Genomic DNA, 19388 nt, shown 5'->3' on the forward strand with positions numbered 1-19388 from the left:
AAAGTCGTTCCCGTCGGAACGGCCGGGGCGGATGTGTGTACACGGCGGCTTTCCCGGTGGGCTGGGCCGCCCCGCCGCCGGGTCCGGGCAGGGGCGGGCGGTGGCGGCCCCCGCTTCGGGTTCGGTTGATAGCGCCTGGCCGGAAGGTCGTGGACGGCAGAGCCGATTCCGGTGCGCCGATGTGCCGGACTCTCCCGTATCGTCCCGGTGCGCCCCGCGGTCCGCGGAGGGGCGGGCCGTCCTCGGGTTACCCGTGGGCACCCTCCGGAAATGACCAGTGACAGTAAGTAGTCGAACCGGAAGGGGGCTCGCGTGCGCGTCACCGTGGGCACCGCCACCGCCGCCGTCCTGCTCGCCGTCGCACCGGCATCCGTCACCGCACTGGCGCCCGCCGCCGCGCACGCGGCCGAGGCGGTCCCGCTCGCCGTCGCCGTCGCCGGTCTGCCGGTCACCGACGAGAGCAGACAGGGATACGACCGCTCCCTGTTCCCGCACTGGGTCGACGCCGACCGCAACGGCTGCAACACCCGCGCCGAGGTCCTGGTGGAGGAGGCCGTCCTCATGCCCGAGGTCGGTGAGCGGTGCCGCCTGAGCGGCGGGGAGTGGGAGTCCTACTACGACGGGCGCACCCACACCGAGGCCCGCGGCCTGGACATCGACCACATGGTGCCGCTGGCCGAGGCGTGGGACTCGGGCGCCTCGGAGTGGACCACCGCCCGGCGCCGCGACTACGCCAACGACCTGGACGAACCGGTCGCGCTGGTGGCGGTCACCGCGGCGCAGAACCGCTCCAAGGCCGACCAGGACCCCGCGGACTGGCTCCCCGCCTCGCCGGAGGCGCACTGCCGCTACGCCACCGAGTGGACCGCGGTGAAGGTCCGCTGGGGCCTGACGGTGGACCCGGCCGAGCACGAGGCGCTCACCGGGCTCGCCGCGGAGTGCCCTGGCGCCGTGGTCGGGGTCGAGGCGGCCTGACCCGTCCACGGCGGGGATGGCCCGCGCGGAAGCCGGGCGGAGCGCGCTTCGGCCCGGACGCGCCCGGGTCGGTGGAAGCTGGCTGGCCAGGTGGCGTGTGGGTGCGCGTTCATCGCGGAGGGGATCGACCCACCGTGATACACACGCTACCGAACGTGAATGAGGAAGCCGCGTTCTCTCATCCCTCAGACCATGTGGAGGAAACACCGCATGACCCAGCCCTGTCACAACTCCGCGGTGGGCGCGCAAGCGGCCCCCGCCCTGGACCTGAGCCGGGCCCGCGACCTCCCCGGGGAGGCGCCTTGAGACGCGAGGCCGTCGTCACCGGTATCGGCGTGGTGGCCCCCGGAGCGATCGGCGCGGCCGCGTTCTGGGACATGCTCACCGCGGGGCGCACAGCCACCCGCCACGTCACCCTGTTCGACGCGACCGCCTTCCGCTCCCGGATCGCCGCAGAGGTGGACTTCGACCCCGCCGCCCACGGACTGGACGAGCGCCAGGCCGAACGCATGGACAGGTACGTGCAGTTCGCCGCCGTCGCCACCGCCGAGGCGCTGGCCGACAGCGCACCTCCCCTGGCCGAGGTCCCGCCCTGGCGCGTGGGCGTGAGCATGGGGACGGCGGTCGGCGGCACCACGCGCCTGGAGAGGGACTACGTCGAGATGAGCCGGGGCGGCGCCGACTGGGTCGTCGACCCCGAGGCCGCCTCGCCCCACCTGTACCGGGCGGTGACGCCCAGCGCCCTGTCCGGGGAGATCGCCGAGCTGGTCGGCGCGCGCGGACCGGTGCGCACGGTCTCCACCGGTTGCACGTCCGGCCTGGACGCGGTCGGCTACGCCGCGCAGGCCATCGAGGACGACCTCGCCGACGTGGTCGTCGCGGGAGCGGCCGAGTCGCCGATCTCCCCCATCGCCATGGCCTGCTTCGACGCCATCAGGGCGACCTCGGACAGCAACGACGACCCCGCTCGGGCCTCCCGGCCCTTCGACCGCGAGCGCAACGGCTTCGTCATGGGCGAGGGCGCGGCCGTCCTCATCCTGGAGGAGGCCTCGATCGCCCGGCGCCGGGGCGCGCGGATCCGCTGCCGGGTGGCGGGCTTCGCCAACCACGGCAACGCCTTCCACATGACCGGCCTGCGCCGCGAGGGGCAGGAGATGGCGCGGGCCATCACCACCGCCCTGGACCAGGCGCGGCGCCCGGCCACCGACGTGGACTACGTCAACGCCCACGGATCGGGCACCGTGCAGAACGACCGCCACGAGACCGACGCCGTCAAGCGCTCCCTGGGCGAGCACGCGCGGCGGGTGGCCATGTCCTCCGTCAAGTCGATGGTGGGGCACTCCCTGGGCGCGATCGGCTCCATCGAACTGGCCGCCTGCGTGCTGGCCATGGACACCGGCGTCGTGCCGCCGACCGCGAACCTGAACACGCCCGACCCCGAGTGCGACCTGGACTACGTGCCGGTGACGGCGCGGGAGCGGCGGACCGACGTGGTGCTCTCCGTGGGCAGCGGATTCGGCGGGTTCCAGTCGGCGGTCGTCCTGGACCGGGGGAACGAGGTGCGCGTATGAGCACGGTGATCACCGGACTCGGCACGGTCTCGCCCGCGGGGGTGGGCGTCCCGGGGTACTGGGAGGCGATCAGGGAGGGGCGGTCGCTCCTCGCTCCGATCCCCGACTTCGACACCGACGGCTTCCACGTGCGCGTGGGCGGGAAGATCCCCGGCTTCGACCCGCACGAGCACATCGACGGCCGCTACGTCGTCCAGACCGACGCCTTCAGCTGGTTCGCGATGGTCGCGGCCGGCGAGGCCCTGCGGGACTCGGGGCTGGACCCCGGCGTCGACCCCTACGCGGTCGGCGTGCTGATCTGCAGCTGCACGGGCGGAGTCGAGTTCGGCCAGCGCGAGATCGAGGCCCTGTGGAGCAGGGGCCCCGACCACGTCGGCCCCTACCAGTCCATCGCCTGGTTCTACGCGGCGAGCACCGGACAGATCTCCATCAGCAACGGGCTCAAGGGCATGTGCGGGGTCCTGGTCACCGACGAACCGGGCATGCTCGACGCCCTGGGCCAGAGCGGACAGGCCCTGCGGCGCGGCACCTCCGCGATGCTGGTCGGCGGCAGCGAGGCCCCGATCGGCTCCCCGTTCGCCCTGGCCTGCCACGCGGGGGCCGACGTCCTCAGCCGCGGCGACGACCCCGGCACGGCCTACCTCCCCTTCACCGAGGGGGCGGGCGGTTACGTCCCGGCCGAGGGCGCGGCCGTCGCCGTGGTGGAGGACGCGGCCGCCGCCCGGGCGCGGGGCGCCAGGGTCCGGGCCGTGGTCGCGGGGCACGCGAGCACCTTCGGCGGGGTCGGCGCGTTCGACCCGGGCGGAGCCGGACTCTTGCACGCGGCACGGGAGGCGATGCGCCGGGCAGGTGTCGCCCCCGAGGACGTGGACGTGGTCTTCGCCGACGCGGTGGGCACGCCCAAGGCCGACGCCGACGAGGCGGCGGTGCTGCGCGAGCTGTTCCCGGGCGGGGTGGCCGTCACCGCGCCCAAGACCGGTTTCGGACGGGCCTACGCCGGGGCGGGCGCGCTGGACGTGGCCGCGGCGGTCCTGAGCCTGGAACACCAGGTCGTTCCGCCCACACCCAACGTCCCCGACGCGCCCATCGGCCTCGACCTGGTCGTCCGGGTGCCGCGCGCCGCACGCCTGCGCGCCGCGCTGGTCCTGTCGCGCGGCCTGGGCGGCGGCAACTCCGCCGTCGTCCTGACACACCCCGACCACGCCTGACGCGCGCCGGGAGTACGAACCGACACGCGACCCGGCGCACCCGCCCGGCACACGAACCGACACGTGACCCGACACACGAGATTCCGAGGAGACCCATGTCCGACAGACACATCGAGATGGAGGAGCTGGTGGAACTCATGTCCACCTGCGCCGGTGTCCGAACCGACGCCGCCACCGCCTCCACGAGCACCTTCGACGAACTGGGGATCGACTCCCTGGGCGTCATGGGCATCGTCGCCGAGATCGAGCGCCGTGTCGGCCGCAAGCTCGGGGCGGACGCCGAGGCTGCGCCCTCCCCGGTCGCGCTGGCCACCCTCGTCAACGGGGGCGTTCCGGCCCCCGCGAAAGGAATGTGATCCCGTGCCCGGAAGCATCGAGTACAGCGTCGTCATCGACGCGCCCTACGACTTCGTCTGGGAGCTGACCAACGACGTCGCCTCCTGGCCGGAGATCTTCACCTGGCACTCCTCGGTGGAGATCCTCCACCAGGAGGGCGACACCACGCGCTTCCGCGTCACCAAGAACCCCGACAAGCAGGGGCGCGTGTGGAGCTGGGTGTCCGAGCGCACCGTGGACCGCGAGGCGGGGGAGGCGTGGTCCCACCGCGTCCAGACCGAGGGCTTCGAGTACGTGCGGATCCACTGGTCCTACGAGGAGGTCCCGGAGGGAGTGCGTCTGACCTGGCGGTACCAGTTCGCCATGAGGCCCGACGCGCCCTTCGACGACGAGCAGATGGCCGTCAAGTACCACCAGAACATCCCTGTCGAGATGGAGCACATCAAGAAGAACGTCGAGGCGGCCGCGCGGGCCCGGGTGGAGGAGATCACCACCTGACCGGCGCCCGCTGACCGGCGCCCGCCGGGACCGCGGCCGTCCCCGTGTGCCGTGTACGGGGGCGGGCGCGGTTCTCCTTACCCGGTAGGGGTAGGTGGTAGGCCGGGGGTGGTCGGGGCACTCCGGAGGGCGGCCCTACCCTGGTGGAACCGGTCCGGGCGGGTCCCCGGACGCCGAACGGACTCCGCCGTGCGCGGCGGGGGAGCGGGGGGAGGAGGCGCTGGTGACGAGCACGTACGCCCTTGTCCCGCGGCTTCTTGCGCGTGGCGCGGCGCCCACGGTGGGAGCCGTGGGCAGGGCCGCGCGCGGGCGCTCCGCGCACCCCGGCCCGGCCTGGGTACGGATGCTGCTCCTGGTGTCCGTGCTGCTCGGTGTGGCGGGAATGCACACGCTGGGGCACGCGTCCGCGGACACGGAGCACGCCTCTCCCGTCTCCACCGCCTCGGTCGTCGCACACGCCGACCCCGTTCCACAGGCGTACGACGCCCCGGCCATGGGGGCCTACGTCGTGTCTGGAACCGGCGCGCACGCTGACCCCGGTGCGGACGCGTACGCCGCTCCGGGGGCCTACGTCCCGTCCGGGGCCGGTGCGCACGCCGTCCCGGGTGGTGACGCCGCCTCGGACGCGCACGCCGCGTCCCCCGTCACCGACCCGACGACGATGTGCCTGGCGGTCGCCGCCCTGGTGGCAGCCCTCGTCGGGCTGGCCGCCGCGGTCTTCCTCCCCTGGCCGGGACCCCTGCCGCGGCCGTCGTCCTCGCTGCTCCGGTGGGCGGCGCGCGTCGCGCCGCCCGAACCCCCGTCCCTGGCGGAGTTGCAGGTGCTGAGGGTGTAGATGCCCCTCCCGGGTGGTGCGGTGGCCCCACGTGCCCCGACGCCCGGACCCGAGCCCTGTTCACCCCGCCGTGGCGCCGTGCGCCATGCGCGAAGACGCCATGAAGAAGGACCGAGAATGACCACGCAGTTCCGTACGCGCGCGTTCCTGGCGGCTCCGGCGGCACTGGCCGCCGCCCTGTTCCTCGCCTCCTGCGGCGGCGGGGAGGCCCCCGACCCCGCGCCCGGGTCCGCCGAGCAGTCGGCGGCCGGGTTCAACGACGCCGACGTCATGTTCGCCCGGATGATGATCCCCCACCACGAGCAGGCCGTGGAGATGTCCCGGCTCGCCGAGGACCGGGCGGGGGAGGAGGTCGCGGCCCTCGCGGCCGAGATCGAGGCCGCCCAGGGGCCCGAGATCGAACAGCTCCGGGGGATGCTGGACGCCTGGGGGGTCGAGCCCGCGGGCGACGGGGAGCACCACGGCATGTCCGGGATGATGACCGAGGAGCAGATGGCGGAGCTGGAGCGGGCCGAGGGGGAGGCCTTCGACACGCTGTTCCTGGAGCTGATGATCGCCCACCACCGGGGCGCGGTCCAGATGGCCGAGGAGCAGCTGGAGAGCGGCGTCGACCCCGAGGCGCGCGAGCTCGCCCAGGAGGTCGTCGACGCCCAGGAGGCCGAGATCGAGCAGATGGACATGATGCTCGGCGGCGACGACGCCGGGGATGACGGTTCCGGGCAGGACGCCGGGGGAGACCACGGCGGTCACTGACCCTCCGCGCGGCGGGCGCCGGGACCACCCGGCGCCCGCACCGTCCGCCCCCGTGTTTGCCCCGCCACTCGCCGGTTAGTGGAAGTGCGGACCAGGGCCGGGGGCGCCCGCCCCCGGCGCCGTACGACGCCGAGGGGGAACGCCATGAGCGTGGCGAGCCGGATGCTGGAGACCTATCCCAAGGACCTGGGCGGGGTGGACCGCGAGAGGCTGCGGGCCTGTATCGAGGCGTGCTTCGAGTGCGCCCAGGCCTGTACCGCCTGCGCGGACGCCTGCCTGAGCGAGGACGGTGTGGCCGATCTCGTCAAGTGCGTCCGCACCGACCTCGACTGCGCAGACCAGTGCGAGACCACCGGTCGGGTGCTCTCGCGCCACACCGGTTACGACGCCAACCTGACCCGCGCGGTCCTGGAGGCCTGCGCGCAGGCCTGCAAGACCTGCGCCGACGAGTGCGAGCGGCACGCCTCCATGCACGAGCACTGCCGGGTGTGCGCGGAGGCGTGCCGACGCTGTGAGCAGGCGTGCCGCGAGCTGATCGACACGCTCTGATCCCTGCCTGGCAGGCGGTCCCGGCCCGTCCGTCCGGCGGGCCAGGCCGCCCGATCCGTGGACGTGGAGCACGTCGCGGCGTTCGGAGCGGTGACGGAGGAGGTCGTGGTCCTCTCGGTCCGGTCGTAGCCGTGTCCGGGTCCTGGCGGCGCCGCCTGAGCACGTCGAGCTTGGGCGCGTCTCCGTGCCGCCGAAGACGTTGCACGCGTCCGCGTACCGGGCGACCAGCCGCAGGGTCTTGCGCTCACCGCCGCCGTCGGCCGTCAGGTACGGGCGCGGGCCGGTGTCCCCGCCCGTCTGCCAGAAGCGGTCCGTCACCGTGAGCCGCGAGATGCCCGCGGCCTCGGCGGCGCGGGCGGTGCCGGCGAGCGCGGGGCCCATGGCGGGCGTGCGGAGCCGGGTACACGTGGTGTTCGGATCGCGCGGTCAGCTCCGGGCGCGCAGGGTGTGGCGCAGGACGGCTTCGATCTCGCCCACGGTGGGGGTGTCCCCTCCCAGCAGCACGCGTGCGCACAACCCGTCCGACACCGAGGGGAAGGCCTCCACAGCGACCGGGTCGTCGGTGTGGCGCCGTGCGATCTCGGTGAGGGTCTCCCGCCAGCGCAGGGCCATGGGGCGCAGCGCTGGGCGGCGCGCGGCGAGCAGCGTCAGCTCGCGCTCGGCCAGGGCGCGGCGCCGGTCGGGTCCGGCGGCCTCGGCGATGAGCTGGGCCAGGGTCGCGAGGTCGTCGCCGTCGGCGTCCATGACCCGGCGCATCTGGGCGATGTAGGAGTCCGAGGCCACGGTCAGGGCTGCCACGAGCAGGTCGTCCAGGGTGGCGAAGTAGTAGGCCACCGAACTCGCGGGGACCCCGGCCTCCCCGGCGACCGTTCGGTGGGTGGCCCCGGAGACCCCGTCGCGCTCGATGACGCGCAGGGCCGCGGCGATGATCGCCTCCCGCTTGCGTTCGCCCCGGGCGCGTCGTCCGTCGACTCGCGCACCGGTCGTTCGCGTCATCTCCGCCTCCAGGGCCGCAGGCTGTTCGGCTCGCTGGAGTCTAGCAGCGCACGCTCCGGGTGAGCGGTCGGGCGACAGCCCTCAGGCCGCTCCCAGCTGCAACAACACCACCCCGAGTGTCGCGAGGCCGATGCCCGCGGACTGGGTGCGCGTCAGTCTGTCACCGAGGAGGAGGGCGCCGACCAGCGTGACGGAGGCGACGCCCGCGGCGGCCCAGACGGCGTAGGCGACCCCGAGGTCGAGCCCTTCGAGGAGCACCAACGAGAACAGGTAGTAGGCGCCGAGGACCGAGGTGACCGTGAGCGCTGTGGGCAGGGGGCGGGTGAACCCGTCGGAGTAGCGCGTGGCGAGGGCTCCGACCACCTCAAGCGCCACGGTCCCGGCGAGGAGGGCGTAGGCGAGCAGCATGCTTCCTCCCAGATGTGTTCCGTCGGAGCAGAGCCTCACACAAAATGAACGATAGTTCAACTAGTATTAGTTGGCATGGCACTTGAACCAGTACAGGAGCCTGGACTATAAGTTGAACTATCGTTCATATAGTTTGGGGCGCGGAAGTCCCGTGATGCGGAGGGGTACGCCATGGCCTGGTTCTTCCTGGTCGCGACCATCGTGACCGAGGTCCTCGGGGCGTTCGCGACCCGCGCCTCGGACGGCTTCACCGCCCCGGTCCCCACCGCGCTGACGGTCGTCAGCGTGGTGGCGGCCTACTACCTCTTCTCCCTCGCACTGCGGCACGGGATGCCTGTCGGGGTCGCCTACGGCCTGTGGACGGCGCTGGGCGTGGCCGCCGTGGCGGTCCTGGGCGCCACCCTGCTCGGCGAGGCGCTCACCTGGCCGCGACTGGGCGGTCTGCTGCTGGTGGCGGTCGGCACGGCGCTCCTCCAGATGGGCGGGCGGGGGGAGGGGGAGGGGGAGGGGGCCGTCGCGGGTCCGGCCTCCGGGCCCGGGGAGTGACCCGGGGCGGAGCGTCCTAGGATGGCCCGCATGCGTCCTCTCCAACACCCCGGAACACTCAGGTGAAGGTCTCCTCGGTCGTCTCCTTCGTCGTCTTCGTGGCCGTGTTCGTCCTCTCCCGCCAGGCCTCGCGCCGGTTCCTGGCCGAGACGGCCGAGCTCTCCGGCTTCGTGCTCGAAGCCGCCTCGTTCGCGGCCTCGCTGGCCCTGGCCGGGCTGGCCTCCGGCGCGGTCCTGTACACGGCGCGGCTCTTCCAGCGGGACTGACGCCCGGTCGGCGCCGCGGAGGGACGGTACGCGCGGAGTGTCCGGCGGATAACGGGAAAGTCCCAGTACACGGCCATGACGGCCGTACGGGAGGGTCGGGACCTAGACTCTCTCGCGTGGGAGCGGAGAGGGCGGACGGGGGTGCGCCCGGAACCCGCGTGCGGCCTTCCGGCCGCGGGAGCGCCGCCCCCGGAGGAACCCTTCCACACACTCGGCGACTCCTCCGGCGAGCGGGGCCTCGCCGCCGTCCCGTCCGAATCCCTGTCCGAGACCCACACCCGGCTGGAGTACCCGTGACCGGCTTCAACCGCAGACACCGCCGCCGCGCTCCGCCGGGAACCCCGGCCGAACCCGCCGAACCGCGGGGCCCGTCCGGTACCCGCCTCACGCGGAGGCTGCGCCTGGACCCCATCGGCCCCGAGCACGCCCACGAACTGTGGCGGCTGCACAGGGACCCCGGCATCGCCCGGTGGTACGGCGGCAGGTGGACGCGGGGAGAGGCCTGGGAGAGCGCCCTGCGCATGGGACGCGCCTGGGAGACCGACGGCGTCCACAAGTGGATCGCGCACGACCGGTGGACCGGCGAGCTGGTGGGGCGCGGCGGCCTGTCCCGCGCGGTGGTGGACTCCCTCTGGTGCCTGGAGGTCGGCTGGGCGGTCCGCGAGTGCTTCTGGGGGCTCGGCTACGCCAGCGAGATCGGCCGCGCGGGGCTGGCGTTCGCCTTCGACGACCTCGGCGCGGACGAGGTGGCCTCCTTCACCGAGGTGCACAACCTCCGTTCCCGCGCGGTCATGGAACGGCTCGGGTTCGGCTACGCGCGCGAGATCCGCCACGGGGGAGAACCCTTCGCGCTCTACCTGATCAGGCGCTCCTGAGACGGCGGGATCGTGAGGTTGGAGTCCCGCAGGCCGCGGGCGCGGGACGGCCGACCCACGCCGGGGAGCGGTCGGCGCGGGTGGGATGGGACACATGGGGCGCGGGCGGTGCGGACGGAGCGGGCGATACGCCCGGTGGCGCGGGCGTTCCGTGTCGCGGGGGCGGATTCCGCCGCGCCGTAAAAGCGTTGCCGGGGCCCGACCTGCGGGGTTAGCGTCCCTCCCATGAGAGCTTTGACTGAGCGGGACATCCGGACGTCGTTCGTGAACTGCTCGAAGGGGGAGGCGCAGCGGCTCTCACTGCCGCGCGACCTGGACCGGCGCCCCTGGGAGGACCTGGACTTCCTCGGCTGGCGCGACCACACCGCGCACGAACGCGCCTACCTGGTCACCGAGCACGGTGACCGGCTCGTGGGCGTGGCCTTCCGGCTGTCGAACGCCCGCGCCGGACTGCGCCGGAGCATGTGCTCGGTGTGCCTGACCACCCACCCCGGGCGGGGCGTGGCGCTGCTGGCCGCGCCCAAGACGAGGCGCTCCGGCCAGGCGGGCAGCACGGTGGGGCTGTACATGTGCACGGACTTCGCCTGCTCGCTGTACATCCGCGGGAAGAAGGAGCCGGAGCCGGGAGGGCGGTTCGAGGAGTCCCTCACCGTGGACGAGCAGATCGCCCGCGCCTCGACCAACCTGGGCGGCTTCCTGGACCGGCTGTCGGCCTGACGCCCCCCGTGCAGGACCGGGACACGACGGCGGCGGGCGTCACGCCCGCCGCCGCCCTGCGTGCCCGCCGTGGTCGGGTCCGGTCCCGGGGTCGGCCGTCCCGACGTCCCTGACCAGCGCCGGCTGTTCCGGTCGCTCCCCCCGGAGGGTGACAGACCGGGTCGTCCCGCCCGTCCGGATGCCCGGGAGCCCGGGCGGCCCCGCCCGTGCCGGCTGTCCCGGCGGCCCCTCCGGTACCCCTCAGTCCACCGGGTGCCGGGGTTCCACCACCGTCTCCGGCCCGGGGTAGACGAGCCGTTCCTCACCGTCGGGAAACCGCACCACGTACGGCGGCCCGTCGTCGGCGCCGCGTATCTCCACGATCTCCCCGACGTGCTGACCCTCGGTGCTCACGACCCCGTGCGTACGCACGTAGTCGCCGATGGACGCCCGCATGATCTCTCCCCCCCGTTCGACCGCTTGGCCGTCACCAACGGGACCTACCCGAAACGCGGGTCCGGCGAAACGGCCCCGGGCGGCGCCGGGTAGGCACAAGTGCGTATCCGGTTCCCGACGAACCACAGATGCGGGGCCCCGGCCCCTCTTCCTAGCGTGGTGCACCAAGAGAGCGGCAGAGAGGGGAAACCGTGCTCACGGTGCGCGAACTGACCAAACGCTACGGGGGGAGGACGGCGGTGGACGGGCTCACCTTCACCGTCGAGCCCGGGCGTGTGACCGGCTTCCTGGGGCCCAACGGCGCCGGGAAGTCCACGACCATGCGGATGCTGCTGGGCCTGGCCCGGCCCACGTCGGGAGAGGCGCTGGTCAACGGCCGGGAGTACGGGCGGCTGGACCGGCCGACGCGGCAGGTCGGCGCCCTGCTGTCGCCGGACGCCGCCCACCCCGGGCGCAGCGCCCGCGCCCACCTGACCGCGAAGGCCGTGGGCGGCGGGATCCCGCGGAGGCGGGTGGACGAGGTGCTGGAGGAGGTCGGCCTGTCCGACGTCGCGCGCCAGCGGGTCCACGGGTACTCGCTGGGCATGCGCCAGCGGCTGGGCGTCGCGGACGCGCTGTTGGGCGACCCGGGGGTACTGCTGTTCGACGAGCCGGTGAACGGGCTCGACCTGGACGGCGTGCGGTGGATGCGCGACCTGACGCGGCGGCTCGCCGACGAGGGGCGCACCGTGTTCGTCTCCAGCCACCTGATGAGCGAGATGGAGATGGTCGCCGACCACCTGGTCGTGGTGGGCCGGGGGCGGCTGATCGCGGACGCGCCGATCTCCGACGTGATCGCGGCCTGGTCGCGCACGCACGTGCTGGTCCACAGCCCGGACGCCGCGAGGCTGCGGGAGGTGCTGGAGCGGCTGGGGTCGTCGGTGCGGGTCGAGGCCGCGGAGGACGCCCGGGACGACAGGGATGTTCGGGGCGCCAGGGAGACCGGTGGCACCGGTGACGGCGACGACGCCCGAGGCACCGGTCTGAGGGTGTTCGGGCTCGGCGCGGCGGAGGTCGGCGACCACGCGCACGCCGCGGGAGCACGGGTCCACGGGCTCCGGCTGGAGGAGGCCTCGCTGGAGGAGGCCTACCTGGAACTGACCGGGGACGCCGTCGAGTACGGGGCCCGCTCCGGGTCCGCCGCCTCCGGCCGGAAGGCCCCGGGGAGCGCGGTACCCGCCTCCGCGAACGCCATGGGGGAGAGGGGAGCCGCTGCCGGTAATCCGGAGGCTCCCGGGGACACCGCGGGATCGGCCGGACTGCTGCGCCGTATGGGACGCAGGAGGTCCCGGTGATCCGGTGGCAGGAGGAGGGGGCGCAAGCCCGAAGCGGAAGCGGGAACGGACCGGACGACAGGGGTGGGGAGAGCATGTCGGGTGTGTCGAAGGCGCCGGGTGCCACGGGTGTGAAGGAAGACCTCGCAGGCCCGGGAAACCCGGGGCGGGCGGCGAAGGCGGCGGGGGCGCGGACCGACCGCGCCGGGAGCCGCCTCCGGACGGAGCTGTTCCGCGAGGTCGGAGCCGAGTGGGTCCGGCAGTCGTCCCTGCGCTCCACGTGGTGGGCGTTCGGGGCCGCGCTGGCGGGCATGGCCGTTTTCGCCGCGCTCATGGGCTACACCGAGTGGACCCGGATCATCGAGAACCCGGACGAGGCGGACGGCGCCGCGTTCATGCGGCTCACCTCGCAGGGGCACTTCTACCTGGTGCAGGTCGCCGTGCTGGTGATGGCCGCTCTGGCCTCGACCGGGGAGTTCGGCAACGGCGGCGTCACCAGCACGCTGCTGTGGCGGCCCGCCCGGGGGACCGTGCTGGTCGCGCGCACGCTGGTGACCGCCGGTCTGGCCTTCGCGGCGGGCGTGCTCGCCACGGTGACGGCGGTCGCGGTGCTGAGCGTGTTCGTCGGCCGGTACGCCTCCGCCGACGTCGCCGAGACCCTGGTGACGGCGCTGAGCGCGGGCGTGTGCATGGCGCTGTTCGCGGTGTTGTTCGTCGGGATCGGCACGGCGACGCGGAGCATGCCGGGCACGTTCATCGTGGGGTTCCTCCTGCTCCTGGGGCTGCCGATGGTCATGCAGCTCTCCCAAGTGCAGATGATCAACGACTTCGCGGCGCTGATGCCGGGAACGGCCGGGATCGAGTTCTACGCGGGCGGTGACGTGGGCTTCTACACGGCGCCGCACGACGGGCCGGTGAACATCGCCGCGGTCGTGGGCTGGGCCCTGGCCGCGCAGATCGTGGCCCACGCCGAACTGCGCGTGCGCGACGTGTAGGGAACCCGGCGGCGGGGGCGGCCGCGACGCCGCCCCCGTCCGGTGGGCCGGTCGGCGACGACCGGCCCACCGGCGTTCGCCGGGGTCCGTCACCCGCACGACGACGGCCGCAGGAGGCGTGCCCCGGGCCTCCCGCGGTGCTGGGTACGGGCGCTCCGTCCGGGCCTCGTGGACGGGCCGGGGGCGGCGCCCGGTCCGGACGCCGCCCGTGCCGCCGACGAGTTCGGGGAACTAGTCCTCGCCGACGAACTCCATCACGGGGAGGTCCGGCGAGGGGGCGTCCAGGATCGGGTCCCGCTCACCGCGCAGGTGGGCGTCGAAGAAGGCCGTGACGTAGGCGCGCTGCGCCCGGACGGACTCCTCGGGGTCGACGGTGCCGATCGCTCCCTCCACCAGGTCGGCCCAGGAGCGGTTCCCCGGTTGGAGTGCCTCGTCGACGGCGGGCAGGACCCACTGGTGGTCGGTGTAGCTCATGTGCTCGCCGTCGGCCATGTACACCTCCAGGACGTCGACCGAGGAAGCCTCGACGAAGGTCCGGAAACCGGCGCTGTACCCGCTGTGGTGCGGCTGGAGCTCGGCCCCGGACCTGCCCGCGGTCAGGAGCGCGAAGGGGCGGTCGGCACCCCGCAGGTTGGCCTCCGACCACACCTCGTTCCCGACGTGGTAGCCGATGCTTCCGTCCAGGTCCAGACCCGCGTCGACGCGGTCGTCCTCCAGCATCACCTCGGCGGTGGTGAGCCCTCCGGCGGAGTGGCCGAACATGCCCACCGAGTCCAGGTCCAGCGCCCCGCCCAGCCCCGAAGGCGGCTCCTGGCCGCTCGCGTCGGGATTGCCGCCCCCGGCCAGATCGGCCAGCCCGTCCAGGACCAGGCGGGCGTCCGCGCGTCGGACCGCGATGGCTTCCCGGTAGGTCTCGGTTTCGGTGTTGGGCGCGTTCGTGCGCAGCACCCGACCGTCTGGCATGTCCACGGCGAGCGTCTCATAGGGGTGGTCCATGGCCGCGACCACGTACCCCTGGGAGACCAGCTGCTCGATGTTGGAGGCGTTGAGGAACCGGGACTCCCGGAAGCCGGGGGAGTACAGGACCACGGGGAACGGGCCCGTGTCGGCGGCCGGGACGTCCTGGAGGGCGTTGACCCGAGAGGCATCGAAGTCGACGTCGTCGCGGTGCAGCCCCCCTTGCTCCAGTTCGCTCTTGAGCACTCCGGAGACGGACGGCGTGACGTAGGGCGCGGGTTCGCCGGTACCCGTGCCGTTCCCGGCCGGGTACCAGACGCTGACCATGACGTCCCGCTCGGTGACCTCCTCCACCCAGGGGTGGCCGCGGTCGGGGTCGACCAGGTGCAGTTCGGTCCGGCCGACGGCGTGCGGGCCGGTGGGTTCGGGCGGGGTGAGGACCACGCTCCCGGAGTCGGTGGCCGCGTTGAGGACGGCGGGAACGGAGAAGGCCGCGGCGAGGACGAGGGCGGCCGAACCGTAGGCGGCCGCGCGGATGGAGTTGGTGGTGTTCATGCCAGCCATGCTCCGGGCCGGGGCACCCCGCGCACATCTCCTGGACGGCAGCGTCCGGGTAGGCACAAAGGGGTAGGGCGGATGGTGGGACCGGCGTGCGGGGGTGGGGAACGGGGTGAGGGCACGCCGACGGAGAGAGCCCCGGGGACCCCCCGATTCCATCGAACCGCGGCGGAGGCCCTCGCCGCCAGCCCCGGCCCCTGCCTGTGGACAACCTGCGGACCCGCGCGCCCATGGACCCGCGCGCCCCGGAGCGACCAGCGCCCGCGGACGGCTGTCACCCGTGGACGGCCCCTCGTCCAGTGTGCTGAGGCCGGACAGGGACCGGACCGCGGTCTCAGACCAGCCCGGCCTCGTAGGCCACGACGGCGGCCTGGACCCGGTTGCGCACGTCCAGCCGGGTGAGGATCGACCCCACGTGCACCTTGACCGTGCCCGGGGCGATGGCCAGGCGGCGGGCGATCTCGTCGTTGGAGCACCCCTGGCCGACCAGCGCCAGCACCCCGCGTTCGCGTTCGGTGAGCCGCCCGACGCGTTCGCGCGCCGCCGACGCGCGGGACAGCCGCCCCCCGGAGGCGTCCAGTTCGTCGATCACCCGGCGCGCCACCTCCGGCGACAGGTACGCCCCGCCCTCCGCGACCGCGCGCAACCCCTCCACCAGCTGCCGGGGGTCCCCGCTCTTGAGCACGAACCCGCTGGCGCCTCCGGACAGGGCCCGCGCGATGTAGGCGTCCTCGGAGAACGTCGTGAGGATGACGACCGCCGTCCCCGGGTGCTCCCGGGCGATGACCTCCGTCGCCGCCAGGCCGTCCGTGCCGGGCATCTGCACGTCCAGCAGCGCGATGTCGGGACGGTGTTCGGCGACCAGGGCCACGGCGGCGGCACCGTCCCCGGCCTCGCCCACCACCTCGATCCCCGGCGCCGCCGACAGGATCGCGCGCAAGCCCGCGCGCATCATCGCCTCGTCGTCGGCGAGGACGAGGCGCAGCGCCCCGGCACCGTCTGTCGCGTTCACGCCGACACCCTACTGGGCCGCCCGGTCAGTCGGTCCGGTGGATCTCGTCCTTGGCGACCAGGACGCCGTCTTCGAAGCACAGCCGGTACACCGACGGCAGCCCGTGCTCGTACCGGGACAGGTAGAAGAGGCACCGGGCACCGGGCGGTGCGGGCGGTTCGGACGCCCGGGCCGACACCGAGTCCTCGGGATAGGAGAACCGGGGGAGCACCCTCTCCACCCGCTCCCGGTCGTCCCCCACGGACAACCGCCCGTACTGCTCCGGAGACAGCACGGTGTTGACGCCGATCCAGGTCAGGAGGCCGAAACCGGCCGCCAGCAGGCCCAGGCCCAGCGCGACCGGAACGGCCACGGCGGCCACCAGCCGACGCCGCGCGCGGTCGCGGGCCTCGCTGTGGGCGCGGTGCGTCTCCGACTCCCCGGGCTCCTCCACCCCGGCTTCGGCGCCGGGGTCGGGCACGGTCGCCCGCACGGTGAACCCCGCGCCCTCCTCCCGACCCGCGGCGAAGCTCCCGCCGAGCTCCTCCACCAGGCAGCGCAGTCCGGCCAGGCCGGACCCGCCCCCGCTCCGAGCGGGCAGGACCGTCCGCGCGGCCTCCGGCGGTCCGGCGTCGCCGACCGACACCCGGGTCCGGTCGGCCTCGCGGATCACCCGAACGGTCACCTCCGCCCCCGGCGCGTACTTGGCCGCGTTGGTCAGCGCCTCCCGGACCACCCGGTGCACGGCGCCGCCGCCCGGGGCGGACGGGTCCGGGTCGGGGCCCTCCCGCAGCAGCCGGACCCGCATACCGGCGTCCGAGGCGCGCTGCACCAGGACCGCCACCGGCTCGCCCGTGTCCGGCTCACCCGTGTTCAGCGCGCCCGCGCCCGGTCCGGAAGCGGCTTCGACGCGGCCGTCGCCGCCGTCGTCGTCCTCGCGCAGCACCCCGATGATCTCCCGTAGCCGCAGGTTGGCCTCGTGAGCCGCCGTGCGCAGCTCACCGGCGGCCCGGCCCTGCTCGGAGTCCTCGATCGCGGTCATCTCCAGGGCCGCCGCGCGCACCGCGATCAGCGCGAGATCGTGGCCGAGGGAGTCGTGCATCCGGGTCGCGATCCGGGCGCGCTCCCGCAGACGGGCGCGATCGGCCTCGGCCGCGCGGGTCCGCTCCATGCGCTCGGCGATCTCCCAGCCGCCGCGCCACACCTGACGGTGCAGGCGCTGGTAGCGGCCGAACAGCCACGGGGCGAGTGTGCTCAGCGCGATGGTGAGGACGCCGCCCAGCCAGTCCACGGAGTCGGACAGGAACGCGCGGACGCCGCTGCCGGACACCAGTCCCGCCAGCAGGTGCAGGACGAGGGTGAACGAGCACGCCGCGACCACCGTCGCCACCACCGGGCGCACCCGTTCCGAGCGCAGGCCGGTGAGCAGCGCCAGCGCCGCCACGGCCACCCAGGGGGTGAGCACGGTGGTCTCCACCAGACGGAGGCCCGAGGCGGACAGTTGCAGGACCGCTCCGGTGAGCACCACACCCAGGGAGACCAGCGGCAGGGGGCGGGACAGGGCCGCCGCGACGGCTATGGCGAGCGCCAGGAGGCACGCTTCGAGGACCGGCGGCCGGTCGCGCCCCCCGAGGGTCTCGATCACCGTCAACGCGCAGAGGCAGGCCCACAGCGCGGCCTCGAAGGCCGGACGGGCCCACCCGCGCGGTTCTCTCCGGATCTCCCGCATGGCCACAGGCTAGTCAGCCCTCCCGTCAGTACCCCGCCGGCACTCCCGTCGAGCGGTGCCCCCGGAGCCGCGCCGAACCTTCCCGGTGCGTGGAGTGTCGGAGGCACATGGGACAAAGTCATCACCGCCCCCGGCCCGCCCGCGGACACACGGCCCCCGGTCCGGGAGAGGGGCGGCCCGCTCACTCCCCCCGGAACACGGGCGCCATCGCGGCCTCGAAGCGGTCCACCCACTCCCCGGCGTCGCCCTCCACCCACGGGCAGTCGTTGACGAAGTCCTCCCACTCGCCGGAGTCGAGGCCGCCCTCCTCCCGCAGGAAGCGCTCGTTCACGGTCTCGGCCCGGTCGCCCAGCTCGGGGCGCAGCACGCCGACCAGCAGGTCGCGCGAGGGCCGCGCGCTCTCGGCCAGCAGGACCGCGTCGTAGAGGTCCTTGCCCTGCGGGTAGGTGTCCGTGTACAGCCACAGCACCTTCCAGGCCAGGGACAGCTCCGCACCGGCCGCCAGCACGTCCGCCCCCGCCACCGACACCGCCACCGGCGGCTCGGGAAGCGACTCGTTGAACACCACGTCGATCTGCACGGTGCCCGGGGGCAGGCCCTCGGCCCGCCACGGGACGACCACGCGGCGGCCCGGCGCCCGCTCGTAGGTCCAGATGCTCTCCAGCCGCACGCCCTCGGCGTCGAAGGAGATTCCCTGCGCGGACGCCTTGGTGACGGCCCCGACCACGTCCGCGAACATGCGGTCGGCCGGGTCCCCGAACGGGGCGGTCTCGGCCGGGACCACCACGAAGTCCAGGTCCCGGGGGCGCCGGGCGGCGTCACCCGCCCACACCGGCATGAGCATGCTGCCGCGCAGCATGAGGCTGTCCCGCCACGGCGTGCCCGCGATCGCGCGCAGGGCCAGCTCCATCGCCCGCCGGTTGGCCTCCCACCAGCGGGAGCCCAGGCCGGAGTCGGCGAACACCGGCTCTCCCGCCCGGTAGGCGTAGTCCAGGTGCTTGAGCGCGGGGTCGAACACCTTCCCCTGGCTCGCCTCGGGGCCGTCGGTGTTGGGCACGTAGGTGCCGGGCGGGCGCTGCCGGTAGCTGTCCGGCGCGTACTCGTCCGGCGGCACGTCGTCGGCGTCCTTGACCGGGGCGGCGTCCATCCACCCGGCGTCCACGGACAGGGCGGTGTCGTGGACGACGAACTCCCGCTCCACCGACAGGACCCTGGGCTGCCACCCCTCCTTGTCCTCGAAGGTCACCCCGGCCCTCTCCAGGGCCTTCAACAGCGCGTGCTCGAACCGGGCGGCCTCCCCGCGGCCCACACGTGAGCACCGCTGGGTGACGAACCGCTCCTGCAAGCCGTCGTCGCGTACCCTGCGCGCGTTGCGCGAGAGCCGGGCGCGATGGGGTTCCACGATCGCGGACAGGGCAGCCAGGTCGGCCGAGGCGGGGAGCAGGAGTTTGACGTGCGTCTCGAAGTAGCACGCCTCCGGCAGTCGCCCGGCCTCCTCCCGGTCCTCGGGGACCCCGGCGGCCCGGCGGGACACCTCCACCTTGGTGCGGGTGACCGCGAACCCGGCTTCGGTCAGCAGGGCCGTCCACCGCTCCGCCACGGCGAGCTCCCGCGCTGGAGTGCTCCCGCCGGAGTGGTAGGTGACCATCGGCTGTGATGGGGACGCGCCCCGGTCCAGCTCGATGTGGGTGAACTTGAGCCCGTGCTCACGCGCCCACTCCGCCGCCTCCGCGACGCGCCCGGGGGCGGTCGCGTCCAGGGTCAGGTGGGTCTCGAAGTCACCGGAGAACTCCATCGGGGGCCTTCTTCTGTCTCGGGGGCCTCGCGCCCCGGGGAAACCTCGCCCGTGGGACGTGCGGGATGGCGATCCGGTTCGG

21 protein-coding genes are annotated in these 19388 nt (G+C 74.0%); 14 read left to right on the forward strand and 7 right to left on the reverse strand.

The genetic code is table 11. From position 1 onward, the window contains the following. Nucleotides 1-312: 312 nt before the first annotated feature. The 8 genes from HGB44_RS01405 to HGB44_RS01440 all read left to right on the forward strand — a co-directional run bounded on the left by HGB44_RS01405 (nt 313) and on the right by HGB44_RS01440 (nt 6725). On the forward strand, nt 313-975 hold the full coding sequence (locus HGB44_RS01405) for an HNH endonuclease family protein (protein ID WP_061080668.1): 663 nt from the start codon (nt 313-315) through the stop codon (nt 973-975). Between the two features lie 302 nt (nt 976-1277). After that, nucleotides 1278-2546 carry a beta-ketoacyl-[acyl-carrier-protein] synthase family protein gene (locus tag HGB44_RS01410; RefSeq protein ID WP_061080669.1) on the forward strand — a complete coding sequence of 423 codons (1269 nt, stop codon included), beginning with the start codon at nt 1278-1280 and terminating at the stop codon, nt 2544-2546. After that, nucleotides 2543-3754 (forward strand): beta-ketoacyl synthase N-terminal-like domain-containing protein, encoded by a 1212-nt coding sequence (locus HGB44_RS01415; RefSeq protein ID WP_061080670.1) that lies wholly within the window; start codon nt 2543-2545, stop codon nt 3752-3754. The genes HGB44_RS01410 and HGB44_RS01415 overlap by 4 nt, the downstream gene beginning before the upstream one ends. 95 nt (nt 3755-3849) lie before the next feature. After that, a complete protein-coding gene (locus HGB44_RS01420) occupies nt 3850-4110 on the forward strand; it encodes an acyl carrier protein (RefSeq protein ID WP_061080671.1) in 261 nt (86 codons plus the stop codon). 4 nt (nt 4111-4114) lie between these two features. Then, nucleotides 4115-4588 carry an SRPBCC family protein gene (locus HGB44_RS01425; RefSeq protein ID WP_061080672.1) on the forward strand — a complete coding sequence of 158 codons (474 nt, stop codon included), beginning with the start codon at nt 4115-4117 and terminating at the stop codon, nt 4586-4588. Nucleotides 4589-4811: 223 nt separating this feature from the next. Then, nucleotides 4812-5423 (forward strand): hypothetical protein, encoded by a 612-nt coding sequence (locus HGB44_RS01430; RefSeq protein WP_061080673.1) that lies wholly within the window; start codon nt 4812-4814, stop codon nt 5421-5423. A 117-nt stretch (nt 5424-5540) separates the two neighbouring features. Further along, the gene (locus tag HGB44_RS01435) at nt 5541-6176 is read left to right on the forward strand and encodes a DUF305 domain-containing protein (RefSeq protein WP_061080674.1); all 636 of its coding nucleotides are present in this window, start codon (nt 5541-5543) and stop codon (nt 6174-6176) included. A 144-nt stretch (nt 6177-6320) separates the two neighbouring features. Then, nucleotides 6321-6725: a four-helix bundle copper-binding protein gene (locus tag HGB44_RS01440; RefSeq protein ID WP_061080675.1), complete on the forward strand. Its 405-nt coding sequence runs from the start codon at nt 6321-6323 to the stop codon at nt 6723-6725. Nucleotides 6726-7151: 426 nt separating this feature from the next. Here HGB44_RS01440 and HGB44_RS01450 read toward each other — a convergent pair whose 3' ends face one another. Together HGB44_RS01450 and HGB44_RS01455 are read right to left on the reverse strand one after the other, a co-directional pair. Then, complete coding sequence (locus HGB44_RS01450; protein ID WP_061080676.1) at nt 7152-7721, reverse strand: TetR/AcrR family transcriptional regulator; 570 nt, start codon at nt 7719-7721, stop codon at nt 7152-7154. Between the two features lie 81 nt (nt 7722-7802). Beyond that, a complete protein-coding gene (locus tag HGB44_RS01455; protein WP_061080677.1) occupies nt 7803-8129 on the reverse strand; it encodes a DMT family transporter in 327 nt (108 codons plus the stop codon). Nucleotides 8130-8300: 171 nt separating this feature from the next. Here HGB44_RS01455 and HGB44_RS01460 point away from each other — a divergent pair, with 171 nt between their 5' ends. The 4 genes from HGB44_RS01460 to HGB44_RS01475 all read left to right on the forward strand — a co-directional run bounded on the left by HGB44_RS01460 (nt 8301) and on the right by HGB44_RS01475 (nt 10533). Next, nucleotides 8301-8675: a DMT family transporter gene (locus tag HGB44_RS01460; protein ID WP_061080678.1), complete on the forward strand. Its 375-nt coding sequence runs from the start codon at nt 8301-8303 to the stop codon at nt 8673-8675. Nucleotides 8676-8737: 62 nt separating this feature from the next. After that, nucleotides 8738-8941: a hypothetical protein gene (locus tag HGB44_RS01465; protein ID WP_061080679.1), complete on the forward strand. Its 204-nt coding sequence runs from the start codon at nt 8738-8740 to the stop codon at nt 8939-8941. Nucleotides 8942-9234: 293 nt separating this feature from the next. Further along, the gene (locus HGB44_RS01470) at nt 9235-9816 is read left to right on the forward strand and encodes a GNAT family N-acetyltransferase (RefSeq protein ID WP_061080680.1); all 582 of its coding nucleotides are present in this window, start codon (nt 9235-9237) and stop codon (nt 9814-9816) included. Nucleotides 9817-10041: 225 nt separating this feature from the next. Beyond that, entirely contained in the window at nt 10042-10533 is a 492-nt protein-coding gene (locus HGB44_RS01475) for an FBP domain-containing protein (RefSeq protein ID WP_061080681.1), read from the forward strand. Nucleotides 10534-10773: 240 nt separating this feature from the next. Here HGB44_RS01475 and HGB44_RS01480 read toward each other — a convergent pair whose 3' ends face one another. Then, nucleotides 10774-10968, reverse strand: coding sequence for a DUF1918 domain-containing protein (locus tag HGB44_RS01480; protein ID WP_017563658.1), 195 nt, complete (start codon nt 10966-10968; stop codon nt 10774-10776). A 191-nt stretch (nt 10969-11159) separates the two neighbouring features. On the opposite strand from HGB44_RS01480, the gene HGB44_RS01485 reads away from it, so the two are divergent. Both HGB44_RS01485 and HGB44_RS01490 read left to right on the forward strand, forming a co-directional pair. Continuing rightward, entirely contained in the window at nt 11160-12302 is a 1143-nt protein-coding gene (locus HGB44_RS01485; RefSeq protein WP_061080682.1) for an ABC transporter ATP-binding protein, read from the forward strand. 74 nt (nt 12303-12376) lie between these two features. Next, entirely contained in the window at nt 12377-13276 is a 900-nt protein-coding gene (locus tag HGB44_RS01490; RefSeq protein ID WP_061080712.1) for an ABC transporter permease, read from the forward strand. A gap of 231 nt (nt 13277-13507) precedes the next feature. Here the strand turns inward: HGB44_RS01490 and HGB44_RS01495 are convergent, their stop codons facing one another. The 4 genes from HGB44_RS01495 to HGB44_RS01510 form a co-directional block, all read right to left on the reverse strand. Further along, nucleotides 13508-14788 (reverse strand): alpha/beta hydrolase family protein, encoded by a 1281-nt coding sequence (locus HGB44_RS01495; RefSeq protein ID WP_061080683.1) that lies wholly within the window; start codon nt 14786-14788, stop codon nt 13508-13510. Nucleotides 14789-15125: 337 nt separating this feature from the next. Beyond that, nucleotides 15126-15803: a response regulator gene (locus tag HGB44_RS01500; RefSeq protein WP_082768368.1), complete on the reverse strand. Its 678-nt coding sequence runs from the start codon at nt 15801-15803 to the stop codon at nt 15126-15128. A 25-nt stretch (nt 15804-15828) separates the two neighbouring features. Continuing rightward, nucleotides 15829-17511, reverse strand: coding sequence for a sensor histidine kinase (locus HGB44_RS01505; RefSeq protein ID WP_061080714.1), 1683 nt, complete (start codon nt 17509-17511; stop codon nt 15829-15831). Nucleotides 17512-17692: 181 nt separating this feature from the next. Further along, nucleotides 17693-19306, reverse strand: a complete 1614-nt coding sequence (locus HGB44_RS01510) for a nucleotidyl transferase AbiEii/AbiGii toxin family protein (RefSeq protein WP_061080684.1) — start codon at nt 19304-19306, stop codon at nt 17693-17695. Between the last annotated feature and the right edge of the window lie 82 nt (nt 19307-19388).

Origin of the sequence: Nocardiopsis alborubida, from assembly GCF_012396365.1 — a bacterium.
GTDB classification, from domain to species: Bacteria; Actinomycetota; Actinomycetes; order Streptosporangiales; family Streptosporangiaceae; genus Nocardiopsis; species Nocardiopsis alborubida.